We start from the raw sequence: 13,735 nt of genomic DNA on the forward strand, positions 1-13,735 counted from the left end.
CCACGCCCCCGGCCGTCCGCCGGGGGCCTGGCCGCCCGGAGTGGCGCAATCCCTCGGTGGCCCGTACCGAAATTCTCTCCGGGTTGGTCGTCGCCCTGGCGCTGATCCCCGAGGCCATCTCGTTCTCCATCATCGCCGGGGTCGATCCCAGCGTCGGCTTGTTCGCCTCCTTCACCATGGCCGTGGTCATCGCCGTTGCCGGCGGCCGCCCCGCCATGATCTCCGCGGCCACCGGCGCCATCGCCCTGGTCGTCGCCCCGCTGGCACGGGAACACGGCCTCGGCTACCTGATCGCCACCGTCATTCTCGGCGGCCTCATCCAGGTCGCGCTAGGCGCCGCCGGCGTGGCCAGGCTCATGCGCTTCGTGCCGCGCAGCGTCATGGTCGGCTTCGTCAACGCCCTGGCCATCCTGATCTTCATGGCTCAGGTGCCCGAGCTCATCGACGTGCCGTGGATCGTCTACCCGCTGGTCGGCGGCGCACTGGCGCTCATGGTGTTCCTGCCCCGCCTGACCAAGGTGGTCCCGGCCCCGCTGATCTCCATCGCCGCGCTGACCGCGCTCACCCTCGGCGCCCACCTGGCCGTGCCCACCGTCGGCGACCGCGGCGCGCTGCCGTCCTCGCTGCCCGTCCCCGGCCTGCCGGACGTGCCTTTCACGCTGGACACGCTCACCCTCATCGCCCCGTACGCGATCGGCTTCGCGCTGGTCGGGCTGATGGAGTCGCTGATGACCGCCAAGCTGGTCGACGACCTCACCGACACCCGTTCCTCCAAGACCCGCGAGTCGATCGGCCAGGGCATCGCCAACATCGTCACCGGCTTCTTCGGCGGCATGGGCGGCTGCGCCATGATCGGCCAGACCATGATCAACGTGAAGAACGGCGCGCGCACCCGGCTGTCCACCTTCACCGCCGGCGTGCTGCTCATGGTGCTGTGCATCGTCTTCGGGCCGCTGGTCTCCCAGATCCCCATGGCCGCCCTGGTCGCCGTCATGATCCTGGTCTCCTTCGGCACCTTCGACTGGCACTCCGTCGCCCCGGCCACGCTCAGGCGCATGCCCGCAGGCGAGATCGGCGTTATGGTCATCACGGTCGCCGTCGTGGTCGTCACCCACAACCTGGCCATCGGCGTGGTCGTCGGCTCGCTGACCGGTCTCGTCATCTTCGCCCGCCGGGTGGCGCACCTGGCCGAGGTCTCCGCCGTCGTCGACCCCGACGGCGGCCAGGTCGTCTACGCCGTCACCGGCGAGTTGTTCTTCGCCTCCAGCAACGACCTGGTCTCCCGGTTCGACTACGCCGGCGACCCGGACAACGTGGTCATCGACCTGACCGACGCCCACATCTGGGACGCCTCCTCCGTCGCCGCCCTGGACGCCGTCGAGGCCAAGTACGCCGCGTACGGCAGGACCGTGCAGATCATCGGCCTGAACCAGCCCAGCGCCCGCATGCACGGGGCGTTGTCCGGCGAACTGTCAGGCGGCCACTGATCCCGACCTCGCGGCTGTCGTCCCGCCCGGCCGGGACGGGCGGGACGACAGCCAGGCGAACGTGGGCCGACCACACCGGCAAGACCGCCAACGCTACGCGCCGGGCCCGCGAAGCCGGGGTCACCTTCGTCCACGACACCAAGGTCGTCGCCGTCGATCAGGACGCGAACGGCGTCGCGGCCCGCGCGGTCGCCGGCAAGGACGCGGATCCGGGCGGTCCGTCGACCACGTTCCGCGCTTCCTACCTGGTCGGGACCGACGGGGTGCACAGCACCATCCGCTCAGCGCTCGGACTGCGCTGCCCCCGGCAAGTCCATTCTCCAGTCGTTGATCCTTGCCGACCTCAAGCTCGGCAGGAAACCGAATCGGCCTTTCACGGTCAACGCCGTGCCGGACGGATTCGCGCTGCTCACCGAGATGGGCGAGGACACGTACCGATTGACCGGCTGGAACCGGCACCATCAGCCGGACGACAAGGCACGGCTGAGGTAACTGCACGCGCGTACCACCCTCTGCGGGCCGGTTCTCGCGTGCCCACACCTTCTCCGCGTCGCGGTCGGTGGGCGGCGGGCGCAGTCCGTCGACCATCCACAGGTCCCGTGGCGCCTCGTCGATGTGGTACTCGCAGTGCAGCCCGCGGTCCAGGGTGTGCCGGGCGAGCAGCCGACCCAGCGCTTCGCCCATGCGCCCGCGCAGGCCGGGGTCCTCGGCGTGGCGAGCGATGTGCGGGACAGGCGGAGCCGGACGACCCGCTGGGCCGGTCGTCCGCCGGTGGCCTGAGCGACCTCATCGACGCGTTGCGGCGGCTCGACGGGGGCGGACGAGGAAGACGTGATGGTCGAGCTGTCGACCATCGTCGGCGCGATGATGTTGTCGCGGGCCTGCGCCGGCGACGACCTGTCGGACCGGATTCTCACCGCGGTCCGTGACCACCTGTTGGACGGCCCGCGGCAGTGATCTCAAGCTTCTCCTAAGGCTGCGCTGCCCATTGGCGGAGCTTGTCGGGGTTGCGTATCGCCCAGATGTGCTTGATCCGGTCGCCCACCACCTCGAACGCCAGCACCGACACGACCCGGCCGTCCTGCTGGGCGATCAGCCCGGGCTGGCCGTTGACCGTACGTTCCAGGAAGGTCATGGTGCGGAACCTGTCCTCGAGGAGGGTCAGGGAGCGCACGACCTGATCGGCGCCCCTGATCGGGTGCAGCGCGGTGCTGACCAGGCCGCCGCCGTCGCCGGTCGCGGTGACGCCGGGGTCGAGGAGGGCGATGAGGGCGTCGATGTCGCGCGCCTCCCACGCCAGTTTGAAGGTTCTGACGACCCGGGCCTGCCGGGACGGCGGTGTCGCGGGTGTGTGCGCGGTGCGGATGCGCCGGCGGGCCGAGGAGGCCAGCTGGCGGCAGGCCGCGGGGCTGCGGCCGACGATTTCGGCCACTTCGGCGAAGGAGTAGCGGAAGACGTCGTGCAGGACGAACGCGACGCGCTCGGCCGGCGTCATGGACTCGAGCACGACCAGGAAGGCCATGTTGACCGACTCGTCGAGGGTGACGCGGTCGGCCGGGTCGACGGCGATGCCGTCCGACTGCCCGCCGGACCATTCGGTGGGATCGGGGAGCGGCTCGGGAATCCATTCGCCCACGTAGGTCTCGCGGCGGGCCCGTGCCGAGGTGAGCAGGTTGAGGCAGATGCGGCCGGCGACCTTGGTCAGCCAGGCACCGGGGGAGTCGATGGCGTCCTGTTGCTGCCGGGACATGGTGTACCAGCGGGCGTAGGTCTCTTGCACGACGTCTTCGGCGTCGGACAGGGAGCCGAGGAGCCGGTAGGCGAGGTTCATGAGTTGCCGTCGTTCGCTCATGATGACGTCCAGACCCGGGTCGGGTCTGGCGCCTGCCGGTTCGGGTTGGCTGCGCATGGTGGTGTCGGCTCCCTTGGTTCGCCTGCTGTTCTTGTTCTTTTCTTATCGGTTCGACAGGACAGCGCGGTGAACTGTGAGGTCGTCACGGTCAAGGGCTGTGCGTTGTCGCACACCTGTGCCGAGCACGTCACGATGGCTCAGGGCCGGCGGTCGTGAAAGGTGACCTGTGGCGACACGGTCGTTCCCGGAGCCCGCTCAAGCGGAGGGCACAACCGGGGACCGCAGGCCGAGCCATTGCTCGGCACCCCTCGCGACAGGCGGCCAGGCGACGGGTCCGAGCTCGGTCATGGTGGGCAATCTATCGCGGGTTCGAGAGCGTGATCAGAAAGAGAGCGCCTGGGACCGAGAGGCTTCGGCGGCCTCACTGCGGCCGGACGACGATCGATTCGGCGGAGAGCGTGACCTCGATGGTGATGTGTGGATTGTCCGGCTGTGGGACCTGCAGCCCACGCTTGAACTCCGCGGTGCGGCGGAGGCCGAGCTGGGGGACAGGATCCGGCGACCGCCTGTGTCGCAGATAACTCACCTTCTGTGTCACATCTTTCGGCCCGCCGTTCCTCCTGCGGGGTGCACTCCGGTGAGCGCAAGGGTGAGCAGTCGGTCGGCCTGGGCCGCGCCGTCGGGTTCCCGCTCAACGGCCAGGCAGATGGCGTTGACAAGTTTGAGCAGGTCCGCGATCGAGACATCGGGCCGTGCGGCGTTCGCCCGGCATGCGCGGGCCAGCAAGTCCGCTCCGGCATTGGTGATCATCGTGTGGCAGGTGGCACCCAGGGTCGGATCGCCGTCGTGGGCTCCCCGCATCAGCGAGGCGGCCAGGCCCCGGTTGGACACGGCGTGCCTGGCGACGGCTCCCAGCCAGGTCGCCAACGCCTGTCCGGGGTCGGGGTCGGCGGCCAGGTCGGCGGCAGTGGCGCACAGGGCCTCGACCTTGTCCCGGAAGACGGCCTCCAGCAGTCGCTGCCGGGAGGGGAAGTGGCGGTGCAGCGTGGCCGAGCCGACGTCGGCGCGCCGGGCGATCTCCTCCAGGGACGCCTCGGCTCCGTGCTCGGCGATGGCCTCGGCGGCCACGGCCAGGATGCGGTCGTAGTTGCGGCGTGCGTCCGCGCGCATCGGGCGCGTGGGCGAGGTCGTACGACTGTCGGGCGGCATGTGTTCTCCGGCTGGCTTGCAAAACGGGGCGGCCCTCCATATCGTACTCACCCAGAACCGGAGTGCCACCCCAGTTAGGTGGGTGGCCGCCGCATGCCAACCTTCTGGAGGCACATCGTGAAGACCATCGTGGTGGTGGGGGCGACCGGCCTGCAGGGCCGGGCCGTGACAGCGCAACTGCTCGCCGACGGCTGGCAGGTACGGGCGGTGACGCGCGATCCGGACGCTGCGTCGGCCCGGGCGCTGGCGCAGGCGGGCGCCGATGTTGTCCGTGCCGAGATGGACGACCTCGCCTCGCTCGTCGCAGCGGCCGAGGGCGCCTACGGTCTGTTCAGCGTGCAGCCCACCGTCGGTTCTCCGGGCACCCCGGCGGGCTTCTCGGCCGAGGACGAGGTCCGCTGGGGCCGCAACGTCGCCGACGCGGCGCACGCCGCCGGCGTGCGCCACCTGGTCTACGCCTCGCTCGCCGGCGTCGGCCGCCACAACACCGAGAAACTGCCGCGGAACTCGATCAGCAAGTGGAGGATCGAACAGCACATCAGCCGGCTGGGCCTGCCCGCGACCTTCTTGCGCCCGGTCTCCTTCATGGAGAACTACACCGGCGCCTACCACCTGCACGACGGCACCGTGGCCACCGCGTTCGCCGCCGACACGCCGCAGCAGGTCATGGCCGTCGACGACGTCGGCGCCTTCGCCGCGCTGGCCTTTGCCCAGCCGGGCGAGTGGATCGGGCGCGCGGTCGACCTGGCCGGGGACGAACTGACCCCGCGCCAGATCGCCGCGGCCATCTCCGAAGCCGTCGGCCGGCCGCTGCCGTACGTCCAGATCCCGATCGACGCGATCGCGCAGATCGGCGAGGAGTTCGCCTTCGCCTATACCTGGCTCAACGAACGCGGCTACCGCGCCGACGTCGCCTTCACCCGCGCCCTCCACCCCGGCCTGATGAACCTGCGCACCTGGCTGCAGCGCACCGGAGCGGCCCAGATCGCCGGTTTCCTGGCCTCCCAGGAGACCACCGAGCAGAACCGATGAACGTACCAATGTAGACCGTTGCCGTGATCTTGGTTGGCCACTCGGCGCTGCACCTTGCATCCTGTCCAGGACTCGCGCCGATCGACAGGCAACGCCACGGACGGCTGATTCACTGCCGCACGGGGGGCCTCCCCACGGGCCGCGTCCCAGCGCACCCAGGGGCCTGCTGAGCCCGGCCCTGGCCTCGGCCCTGGCCTGCCCCCTAGTAGGTACACAGGGTGACGGCGAAGCCGGCCCGGGCGGCGGTGAGGGCGCCGGTCAGCGGCCGCCACCTCCGGCGTGCTCCCGGCGGTCGAGAGCGGCCTGCAGTTGGGCGAGCCACTCCCGGCCCCTTTCGCGCCCGTCGGGGAGTTGGTCGTCGCGGTCCCACCGCCAGGAGACCACGAGGGCGAGGCTGAGGATCCGGCAGTCGGCGAGCAGTTCGGAGTCGGCCCCCGGGTAATGCGCGGCGACGTCCTCCGGAGCATGCGCGAGATCGAACTCGACGGGTCCGTGGCAGGCGGTCTCCAGGTCGATGAAGAGCGGTCCGTCCGCGGTGGCGAGCAGGTTGCCGGGGTGCGGTTCTCCGTGCAGGAGCTGTTGCCGCGTGCCGCGGTCCAGAATCGCGCGGCTGATTCCGTGGAGGGTGTCGGTCAGCAGGGCGCGTTCGGCGGCGCCGAGGTCCGGGCTGACGGCGGGGTCCTCGACCACCCGGAGGGCGTCGGCGACGCGGTCGGTGAAGTGCGGTGCGGTGAGGTTGATGCGGCGCAGGCCGGCGTGCAGCCGGGCCAGGGCGTCGGCGTAGGCGGCGGACGGGTGGTTCTCGGGTGCGGTGGTGGGCTCGTAGTAGGTCCACAAGGTGACGGCGAAGCCGTCACGGACATGGACGCGGGGCTCGGCTCTCGGATCGGGACCCGCCACCGGGCTGCCGGTCCCGGCGAGGCGCCGGGCGATCTCGACCTCGTAGTCCAGGCGGTGCGTGAGGGGCGCGACCCGGGCGAGCACGCCGCTGGGCCGCAGCCGGACGGCGATCCGGTTCGAGTTGTGCAGCACAGTGGCGTCGTCGGCGCCCAGACCGTACTCGGCGGCCGTGGCGACGGCCGCGGCCACCGCCCGCGGGATCTCGGTGTCCTTCATGTGTTCGGCGCCTCTCCCTGCCTGAGCCGATGTGTACGGTGCAGGCCCTTGCGCCTGCCGAGTCTCTGATGCGAAGGCACGCGAACATCGCGATCCGGGTATCGATCGACCGAGACTGCGCTCTCGCCCCCGATCACGCGGGCTCGCAGATGCAGAGTTGAAGCGGCGTGTCCACGGCGAATGGCCGGCCGGACCAGTCGCCGAAGCGCTCGACGAGACGAAGGCCGCCGAGAGAGACGAGCAGCGGCAGCTCCTGCGGGAAAATGCTCCTGATGTCGAGCGGCGCGACGACGAAGTCGGGCTCGGAGTCGGTCGAGAGGTACCACGTCCCGCGTGTGACTTGCGCGGCCGCTCCAGCACGCTCCCGCCTTGCCGATCGGCGTCGGCCCGGTAGAAGTCGACCGCGGGCCCGCCACCCGGAAACATCAGGTCGTACAGCCTCGCGTTCGAGTAGAACGCTTCACTCATCAAGCGCCTCCTCCTTCCGGCTCATCCGCAGCCGGCCATGGTGGCCTGCTGATTCAAGCGTGTGTGCGACAGCCGCGACAACAGGTTTACCGTCATCACCGAGATCAAAAGCTTCGGGCGTCACCCGGCCCGATGGCCGGGTGACGCCGCCAGGTCACTCGACGACGATCTGGTGGATGGCCTTGGCCGGCCCGGCGGTGGTCGTCCCCGACCACAACGCGAGGTAGCTGTATCTGCCGGCGGTGGCGGGCGTGTCGGTGAACGTGTACGTGCCGTCGGCGTTCACGCTCACCGGCGGGAGCTTGACGCTTCCGCCGCTGACGTTGTCGACGTACACGCTGCGCTGCACGGTCAGCAGGCCGGTCAGCTCCATGGCCGTGCCGACGACGCCGGACTGCGGCCCGTCCAGGGTGAGGGTGGATCTCTGCCTGACCAGCACGGTGACGGAGGCACTGCTCCGGCGGTAACGGTCATCGCCGCCCCAGAACACCCGGTAGGTCACCTCACCGCTGCCCGGCGGCGTGTCCTGGAAAGTGAACGTGCCGTTCTTCTGCGTCGTCACGCCGGCGATCGGCCTTTTCGTCCCGTCGTCGCATCCGGTCGTCGATGTTCTCACCGGCATTCGCAGCGGCCTCGCCGTGTTGGGGGTCGAGTAGGAGCCGCGCAGAGGTTCGCGGACCTTCGATCTCACGCGCCGGGCCGTATCAAACCGCTCTCGTAGGCCAAAATGACGAGTTGGACCCTGTCACGCACGTCCAGTTTGGCGATGGCCCTGGTGATGTGGGTCTTGGCAGTGAGCGGACTGATGACGAGGCGCTCGGCGATCTCGCTGTTGGACAGGCCGAGCGCCACGAGCTTGACCGTCTCCAGTTCCCGGGCGGTGAGGGTGGCCAGCCGCTGCCCCGCGCTGGGCGTGGTGTCCTGCCGGTGGGCGAACTGCTCGATGACGCGGCGGGTCACCCCCGGAGACAGGAGCGCGTCTCCACCGGCGACGGCGGCGACCGCCCGGCGCAGTTCCGCGGGTTCGACCTCTTTGGTGAGGAAGCCGCTGGCTCCGGCGCGCAGGGCGGCGAAGACGTGTTCGTCGGTGTCGAACGTGGTAAGGATGATGACGCGACAGCCCAGAGCGGTCCGGTTGGTGACGATGCGACGCGTGGCGGTGATCCCATCGGTGCCCGGCATACGGATGTCCATGAGGATCACGTCGGGGCGGGTGCTCGCTGCCAGCCGTACCGCTTCGTCGCCGTCCTCGGCTTCGCCGACGACCGTGATGTCCCGGGAACGGGCCAGCAGGCTGCGGAAGCCGGCCCGTACGAGTGCCTGGTCGTCGGCGAGGAGCACCTTCATCGTCATGCCGTCGAGCCTGCCACGGGGATGTCGGCCCGCACGGCGAAGCCGCCGTCGGGGACGGGTCCTGCGGTGAGCGCGCCCCCGAGTGCGCTCACCCGCTCGCGCATGCCGGCCAGGCCATGGCCTTCAGTGACTTCGGCGCCGCCCGGGACGCCGCGGCCGTTGTCTGTGATCTCGACGGTGATCGAGCGAGGCTGGTAGCCGATCGTCACCTCGGCCTTGCTCGCTCCCGCGTGCTTGAGCGTGTTGGCGAGGGACTCCTGTACGACGCGGTAGATGGCGATGGCGGTAATGGCGGGGACGGCCGCGCGGTCGCCGTGCTCGTCGAGGGTCACTTCAAGTCCGGCGGTGCGGGCGTCGGCGATGAGAGTGTCCAAGGAGGCCAGATCCGCCTGGGGCGCGGTGTCGCTGGAATCGTCACGCAAGGTCGTGATGAGGGTACGGAGGTCGGTCATCGCCCGGTTCCTGACGTCCTTCGCCAGGCGCAGGGCGGCGGCGGCCGCTGGCGGGTCCTCCTCCAGAGCGTCGGCGGCGACATTGAGCTGCACGCCGACGACGGCCAGCGTGTGGGCGATGACGTCGTGAACCTCGTGCGAGACGCGCAGCCGTTCCTCGGCGGCGTGCGCACGGTGGTCGGTTTCGCGCAGCTGCTTGCGCCAGCGCATCGCGGCGGCGTAGGTGAGCCCCGCTGCGATGAGAATCGCCAGGAGCAGTCCTTCCCCCGCGACGTGGACCAGGTAGCGGGTCGGGTTCTTGTCCAGGATCCAGCGGGCGTCGACCGCGGAGTAGACCAGTTGGGCCAGACCGATGGCGGGCACCCAGCGCACGCGTGGTGTGGTGGCGGCGGTGAAGTAGGCGACCGCGGCCGGCCAGATCCAACCGGAGGGAGACCAATGTCCGGTGAGGTGATAGACGAAGATCCCACCGACCGACAGCAGCAGCACGGTCATCGGCCAGCGGCGTCTGACCAGCAGGAGCGCTCCGAGAAGCAACCCGAGCTGGATCGTGTCCTGCCAGGGGCCACGCACCCCGGTGGCGAGGGCTACGGCGACGAAGAAGACCAGCGTGAGGACAGCGAGCGTGATATCGGTGATCCGGGCGAGGTGCCGGACCGGCGCGGGTTCGCGTCGTGGGGAGGGCTCGGCCATGCGGAGGCCCTTTCTCCAGGGGGTGACGGGTGTAAGGCCGGGCCGGGGCGTACCGAACCGCGTCGCCCAGGTGGTCACCTGGGCGACGCCGTCGGCATGCGCGGCTTCCGCGACCGCGTGGACCGGCGGACTCGAGGACCGCGGAAGCTCTGGATCTGTTCACCAGCCCGGGGTGGGAGGTTCGGATCAGACGTGGGTGACCAGGAGGGTCACGCCCGCCTCACCGCCACAGTCGACGAAAACGGGACCGACGCCGTTACCGATCTTGGGGGCGAGGGTTGCCTTCGCCACGAATCCCTTCGGGTCGTCCTCGACGATGCGGATGTTCCGTAGCACCGGGTGCTTGCTGTCGAGCCCGGCGAGCACGGCCTTGAGCCCTTCGCCGCCGCCGCAGTGGCCGGTGATCGTCACCTCCTGGCCTCGCTTGGTGGTGGGATTGGGGCTGACCCGGACCACCGCCCTGGCACCTTTCGGCGGCTTCGGCGCGGTCATCGCAGCGCTGGCAGCTTCGCCGGCCCTGTCGGCCTGAGCACCAGCCGGCGCGCCGGCCCATCCCAGCAAACCCGCCGTCAGGCTCAGCCCGGCGACCGCAGTCATCACTTTCTTGCTCATGGCGATTCCTCCCGTACTCATCCGGCTATCTCCAGGAGAAACGCTAGGCCGGGCCGCAGCGGAGCGCGTCGTCCGTTGATCGTCACTTGACCTTGCACCGTTCGCTGTACGCACTACACCGAAGGGAGCAGGCATCCGGCATCGAGCGACCGCCCAGGGCCGAGAGCTGTCGCCGGTCTCCAGCCGCCGCCGGACCGTGACGTGCTTGCACCGCGAGTGCTCGGATCGGCCCGGCGTCGGTCTGTACGACCACCCCTGATCTCGGTGAGGGCGGCGGCCGATCATCCGCAGAGGCGCGGTGTTCGAGCTGGTCGGGGCGGGTTCGGGCATAGTGGCTTTATGAAGTACGTGTTGCTGATCTGTGACGATGAGAAGGTGTCACCCTCCATGGAGGAGATCGCGGCGGACCCGGCGTATCAGGCGTACGAGGCGGAGGTGAATCGGCGAGGAGCCATTCTCGGTGGTGCGCGGTTGCGTCCGGTGGCGGCTGCGACGACGGTCCGCGTCCGTGACGGGGAGACGCTGGTGTCCGATGGCCCGTTCGCGGAGACGAAGGACTTCATCGGCGGTATCGACATCATCGAATGCGACGATCTGGACGAGGCGATCGCGATCGCGGCACGGCACCCCTACGCGAACCGGGGTTGTGTCGAGGTCCGCCCCGTATGGGAATGAACGCGCCGGAGGCGGTTCGTGCAGCGGTCGATGCGGCCTTCCGGGAAGAGTGGGGCCAAGTGGTCGCCACGCTGATCGGGCTGACCGGGAACTGGGACCTGGCGGAGGACTGCGCACAGGACGCGTTCGCCGCTGCGCTGGCGACGTGGGGGCGTGATGGCGTTCCGGCTCGTCCGGGTGCGTGGCTGACGACGACGGCACGTCACCGGGCGACCGATCGGCTGCGGCGGGATGCAACGGGGGCGGCGAAGTTGCGGCAGCTCGCCGTGCTGGAGCGGGCTCCGACTGAGTCGTTGGCTGAGGAGATTCCTGACGAGCGGTTGCGGCTGATTTTCACGTGCTGCCATCCCGCGCTGCCGTTCCCTGCTCGGGTTGCCCTGACGCTGCGGACGCTGACGGGACTGAGTACGGGTGAGATCGCCAAGGCGTTCCTGACTGCCGAGCCGACGATGGCGCAACGCCTGGTGCGCGCCAAGCGCAAGATCGTCGAGGCCGGAATACCCTATCGGGTGCCACCGGCGGAGCTCCTGCCGCAGCGGCTGACAGCCGTCCTCGCGGTGCTGTACCTGATCTTCAACCAGGGCTACGACGAGGAAGACGGGCGCAGGGCGCTGGCCGCTGAGGGGATCCACCTCGCCCGGACGCTGGTCCGTCTGACCCCGACCGAGCCTGAGGCGCGGGGCCTGTTGGCGTTGATGTTGCTGCTCGAGGCCCGCCGTGCGAACCGCATCGACGACGGCGTACTGATCCCGCTGGAGGACCAGGACCGATCCCGGTGGGATCGCGCGCTGATCGCCGAAGGCCTTACAACGCTTGACGAAGCGTTGGCCGTGCGGCGCTGCGGGCCGTATCAGGTGCAGGCCGCGATTGCCGCCTGTCACGCGACAGCGCCCGACGCCGCGGCTACCGACTGGCCGCAGATCGCCGCCCTCTATGCGGCGCTCACGCGGATGGCGCCATCTCCCGTGGTGGAGCTCAACCGCGCCGTGGCGGTCGCGATGGCCGACGGCATCCCCGCCGGACTTGCCCTCGTCGACGAGCTCGCCGAGTCCGGCGAGCTCGATGGCTACTACCTGCTGCCGGCGACGAGGGCCGATCTTCTCCGCCGGGACGGCCGCCTCGCCGAGGCCGCGACGTTCTACGAGGAGGCGTTGAGACTGGCTCCGACCGACGCAGAACGTCGTTATCTGACGGGTCGTCTTTCCAAGCTCTGACCAGCACAAAGGCCATCGCGGCCGAATTTCTCGAAGGGTCTTCCTCGGTGATGTCGATCCCGGGCTGCCTCCTTCGTCGGTGAGGCGAAACCACCCAAGAGAGGCAAAGACAATGTCGAACACCGAGTACCTGACCGCCACCATGACCGTCGACCGGACGCCGGAGCAGGTCTTCGAGGCCATCACCAACGTCCGCGGCTGGTGGAGCGAGAACCTCATCGGCCACTCTGCCGCCCTGCACGACGAGTTCGTCTTCACCGACGACAGCGAATACGCCGGTGAAACCATCCGGGCCAAGGAGGGCCTCCGGTTCGCCCGGTTCCAGATCACCGAGTTCGAGCCCGGCCGACGGGTGGTCTGGCACGTGGTGGACTCCGACTTCATCAACGAGCCTAACGAGTGGACCGACACCAACGTCATCTTCGACATCACCACCAACGCGCAGGGCACGACGGTGCATTTCACGCACGAAGGCCTCACCGCGGCCGAATCCGCCTGCTTCGAAGCGTGCTCGCGCGCCTGGACCTTCTTCATCACCGAGAGCCTGCCGCAGCTGATCACCACCGGCGCAGGCCGGCCCATTGCGGGCTACCGCCGGTGGACCGCCGCGAGCTGAAAGACACCGAACGCATGTCTGAGCCGCTCCTGAAACGGGTGTCGAAGTGCGGCGGAACCGGACCGTACGCTCAGCCCGTTCGCGCAGGCCGGCCTCCGAGGTGGGCCGGTTGCCCACCGCTGGGCACCCGCTGCGCGTAGCCGAGTTCGACGCCTTGTTCGCCGACGCCGTGCAGGGCCTGGCGCGACCGGTGCCCAGCCGGCTGCGCCCGGATCTCGTCCTCAGCTCGCAAGCTGGTCATCCCAACGGGCAAGAACTAGGGCAGGCGTCCTTGGGTGTCCGGCGTCTGCCGGGTGCTGGCCGACGCCGACACGTCGGAGCTCAAGTAGCGGCCTCGGTGAAGGAGGGCTGGGCGGCGGCCATGACGCCGTGGACGGCTGCCGCGATGCGGTCGGCGGCCTGGTCGGGGTCGGGCTGGCCGGCGTCGAGCCAGGCGATGACTGCCTCCAGGGTGAAGGCGGGGATCAGGTTGGCGGCCCACTCCAGCCACGGCCCCGCGGGGATGCGGCGGGCGAGGTTGCGGTGGGCGACGTCGCGGGAGGCGGCGGTGATGGAGTCGATCAGCTCGCGGAAGTCGCTCTCGCGGGCGGCGTAGCGAAACAGCAGCCGGAACCCGTCGGGATCGGCGGCCGCGGCACGCACCAGCGCGGGGATGGCGTCTTCGTCGAAGTCGTCGCTTCCCGTGGCCTCGGCCAGCCGCACGCACGCCCGGTCCAGCACGGCACGGTAGAGGTCGGCCTTGGAGTCGAAGTGCCGATACAGCATCGCCCTGGTCAGGGCCGCCTCGGCGGCGATGTCGTCGAGGCCGGTGGCGACGTACCCGGCGCGGGCGAAGGCACGGGTGGCCGCGTCCAGGATCTGCTCACGCCGCTCCGCACGGCGCAGCCGCCGCACCGGCCGCGCGGCAACGGCCTGGTTGCCTTCTTCGGGATTGCTCATCAGCCCTCCACTTGTAG

Annotated in this window: 15 protein-coding genes and 2 pseudogenes; 8 read left to right on the top strand and 9 right to left on the bottom strand. The window is 69.8% G+C overall.

The genetic code is table 11. The features are described from left to right. The 3 genes and pseudogenes from E1267_RS01840 to E1267_RS44000 form a co-directional block, all read left to right on the top strand. Window positions 1-1,487, top strand: a 1,487-nt coding sequence (locus tag E1267_RS01840; RefSeq protein ID WP_425465059.1) for a SulP family inorganic anion transporter, incomplete at its 5' end; no start/stop codon positions are given. A gap of 14 nt (window positions 1,488-1,501) precedes the next feature. Next, window positions 1,502-1,780 (top strand): annotated as a pseudogene (locus tag E1267_RS47770) (FAD-dependent monooxygenase); the annotation flags it as partial. Window positions 1,781-1,814: 34 nt separating this feature from the next. Further along, complete coding sequence (locus E1267_RS44000) at window positions 1,815-1,979, top strand: hypothetical protein (protein ID WP_165959421.1); 165 nt, start codon at window positions 1,815-1,817, stop codon at window positions 1,977-1,979. Between the two features lie 39 nt (window positions 1,980-2,018). Here the strand turns inward: E1267_RS44000 and E1267_RS47775 are convergent. Further along, window positions 2,019-2,210, bottom strand: a pseudogene (locus E1267_RS47775) (tautomerase family protein); the annotation flags it as partial. A 111-nt stretch (window positions 2,211-2,321) separates the two neighbouring features. Here E1267_RS47775 and E1267_RS47080 point away from each other — a divergent pair. After that, window positions 2,322-2,444, top strand: a complete 123-nt coding sequence (locus tag E1267_RS47080) for a hypothetical protein (protein ID WP_281283578.1) — start codon at window positions 2,322-2,324, stop codon at window positions 2,442-2,444. A 13-nt stretch (window positions 2,445-2,457) separates the two neighbouring features. Here the strand turns inward: E1267_RS47080 and sigJ are convergent, their stop codons facing one another. Together sigJ and E1267_RS01860 are read right to left on the bottom strand one after the other, a co-directional pair. Further along, entirely contained in the window at window positions 2,458-3,396 is a 939-nt protein-coding gene (gene sigJ, locus E1267_RS01855; RefSeq protein ID WP_132328991.1) for an RNA polymerase sigma factor SigJ, read from the bottom strand. 537 nt (window positions 3,397-3,933) lie between these two features. Continuing rightward, window positions 3,934-4,548, bottom strand: coding sequence for a TetR/AcrR family transcriptional regulator (locus E1267_RS01860; protein ID WP_246063346.1), 615 nt, complete (start codon window positions 4,546-4,548; stop codon window positions 3,934-3,936). A gap of 117 nt (window positions 4,549-4,665) precedes the next feature. Here E1267_RS01860 and E1267_RS01865 point away from each other — a divergent pair, with 117 nt between their 5' ends. Further along, entirely contained in the window at window positions 4,666-5,580 is a 915-nt protein-coding gene (locus E1267_RS01865; RefSeq protein WP_220449300.1) for an NmrA/HSCARG family protein, read from the top strand. A gap of 258 nt (window positions 5,581-5,838) precedes the next feature. Here E1267_RS01865 and E1267_RS01870 read toward each other — a convergent pair whose 3' ends face one another. The 5 genes from E1267_RS01870 to E1267_RS01895 form a co-directional block, all read right to left on the bottom strand. After that, on the bottom strand, window positions 5,839-6,696 hold the full coding sequence (locus tag E1267_RS01870) for a phosphotransferase (RefSeq protein WP_132328995.1): 858 nt from the start codon (window positions 6,694-6,696) through the stop codon (window positions 5,839-5,841). A gap of 622 nt (window positions 6,697-7,318) precedes the next feature. Continuing rightward, complete coding sequence (locus tag E1267_RS01880; protein WP_132328997.1) at window positions 7,319-7,726, bottom strand: hypothetical protein; 408 nt, start codon at window positions 7,724-7,726, stop codon at window positions 7,319-7,321. 125 nt (window positions 7,727-7,851) lie between these two features. Beyond that, window positions 7,852-8,517: a response regulator transcription factor gene (locus E1267_RS01885; RefSeq protein WP_132328999.1), complete on the bottom strand. Its 666-nt coding sequence runs from the start codon at window positions 8,515-8,517 to the stop codon at window positions 7,852-7,854. Then, window positions 8,514-9,662, bottom strand: coding sequence for a sensor histidine kinase (locus E1267_RS01890; RefSeq protein ID WP_132329001.1), 1,149 nt, complete (start codon window positions 9,660-9,662; stop codon window positions 8,514-8,516). Before E1267_RS01890 ends, E1267_RS01885 begins: the two co-directional genes overlap by 4 nt. 186 nt (window positions 9,663-9,848) lie before the next feature. Next, complete coding sequence (locus tag E1267_RS01895) at window positions 9,849-10,274, bottom strand: hypothetical protein (protein ID WP_132329003.1); 426 nt, start codon at window positions 10,272-10,274, stop codon at window positions 9,849-9,851. A gap of 339 nt (window positions 10,275-10,613) precedes the next feature. Between E1267_RS01895 and E1267_RS01900 the strand changes: the two genes are divergently transcribed. The 3 genes from E1267_RS01900 to E1267_RS01910 all read left to right on the top strand — a co-directional run bounded on the left by E1267_RS01900 (window position 10,614) and on the right by E1267_RS01910 (window position 12,779). After that, window positions 10,614-10,949: a YciI family protein gene (locus tag E1267_RS01900; RefSeq protein WP_132329005.1), complete on the top strand. Its 336-nt coding sequence runs from the start codon at window positions 10,614-10,616 to the stop codon at window positions 10,947-10,949. Further along, window positions 10,946-12,163, top strand: a complete 1,218-nt coding sequence (locus tag E1267_RS01905) for an RNA polymerase sigma factor (protein ID WP_132329007.1) — start codon at window positions 10,946-10,948, stop codon at window positions 12,161-12,163. The genes E1267_RS01900 and E1267_RS01905 overlap by 4 nt, the downstream gene beginning before the upstream one ends. A 112-nt stretch (window positions 12,164-12,275) precedes the next feature. Continuing rightward, window positions 12,276-12,779 carry an SRPBCC family protein gene (locus E1267_RS01910; RefSeq protein ID WP_132329009.1) on the top strand — a complete coding sequence of 168 codons (504 nt, stop codon included), beginning with the start codon at window positions 12,276-12,278 and terminating at the stop codon, window positions 12,777-12,779. 321 nt (window positions 12,780-13,100) lie between these two features. Here the strand turns inward: E1267_RS01910 and E1267_RS47085 are convergent, their stop codons facing one another. After that, entirely contained in the window at window positions 13,101-13,718 is a 618-nt protein-coding gene (locus tag E1267_RS47085; RefSeq protein ID WP_132329011.1) for a TetR/AcrR family transcriptional regulator, read from the bottom strand. Window positions 13,719-13,735 lie beyond the last annotated feature (17 nt).

This window comes from Nonomuraea longispora, assembly GCF_004348345.1.
GTDB lineage: Bacteria > Actinomycetota > Actinomycetes > Streptosporangiales > Streptosporangiaceae > Nonomuraea > Nonomuraea longispora.

Coding starts and splice junctions, on each gene's coding strand:
- E1267_RS47080 (WP_281283578.1), top strand. CDS start 2,322: ATGGTCGAGCTGTCGACCATCGTCGGCGCGATGATGTTGTCGCGGGCC.
- sigJ (WP_132328991.1), bottom strand. CDS start 3,396: ATGCGCAGCCAACCCGAACCGGCAGGCGCCAGACCCGACCCGGGTCTG.
- E1267_RS01860 (WP_246063346.1), bottom strand. CDS start 4,548: ATGCCGCCCGACAGTCGTACGACCTCGCCCACGCGCCCGATGCGCGCG.
- E1267_RS01870 (WP_132328995.1), bottom strand. CDS start 6,696: ATGAAGGACACCGAGATCCCGCGGGCGGTGGCCGCGGCCGTCGCCACG.
- E1267_RS01885 (WP_132328999.1), bottom strand. CDS start 8,517: ATGACGATGAAGGTGCTCCTCGCCGACGACCAGGCACTCGTACGGGCC.
- E1267_RS01890 (WP_132329001.1), bottom strand. CDS start 9,662: ATGGCCGAGCCCTCCCCACGACGCGAACCCGCGCCGGTCCGGCACCTC.
- E1267_RS01895 (WP_132329003.1), bottom strand. CDS start 10,274: ATGAGCAAGAAAGTGATGACTGCGGTCGCCGGGCTGAGCCTGACGGCG.
- E1267_RS01900 (WP_132329005.1), top strand. CDS start 10,614: ATGAAGTACGTGTTGCTGATCTGTGACGATGAGAAGGTGTCACCCTCC.
- E1267_RS01905 (WP_132329007.1), top strand. CDS start 10,946: ATGAACGCGCCGGAGGCGGTTCGTGCAGCGGTCGATGCGGCCTTCCGG.
- E1267_RS01910 (WP_132329009.1), top strand. CDS start 12,276: ATGTCGAACACCGAGTACCTGACCGCCACCATGACCGTCGACCGGACG.
- E1267_RS47085 (WP_132329011.1), bottom strand. CDS start 13,718: ATGAGCAATCCCGAAGAAGGCAACCAGGCCGTTGCCGCGCGGCCGGTG.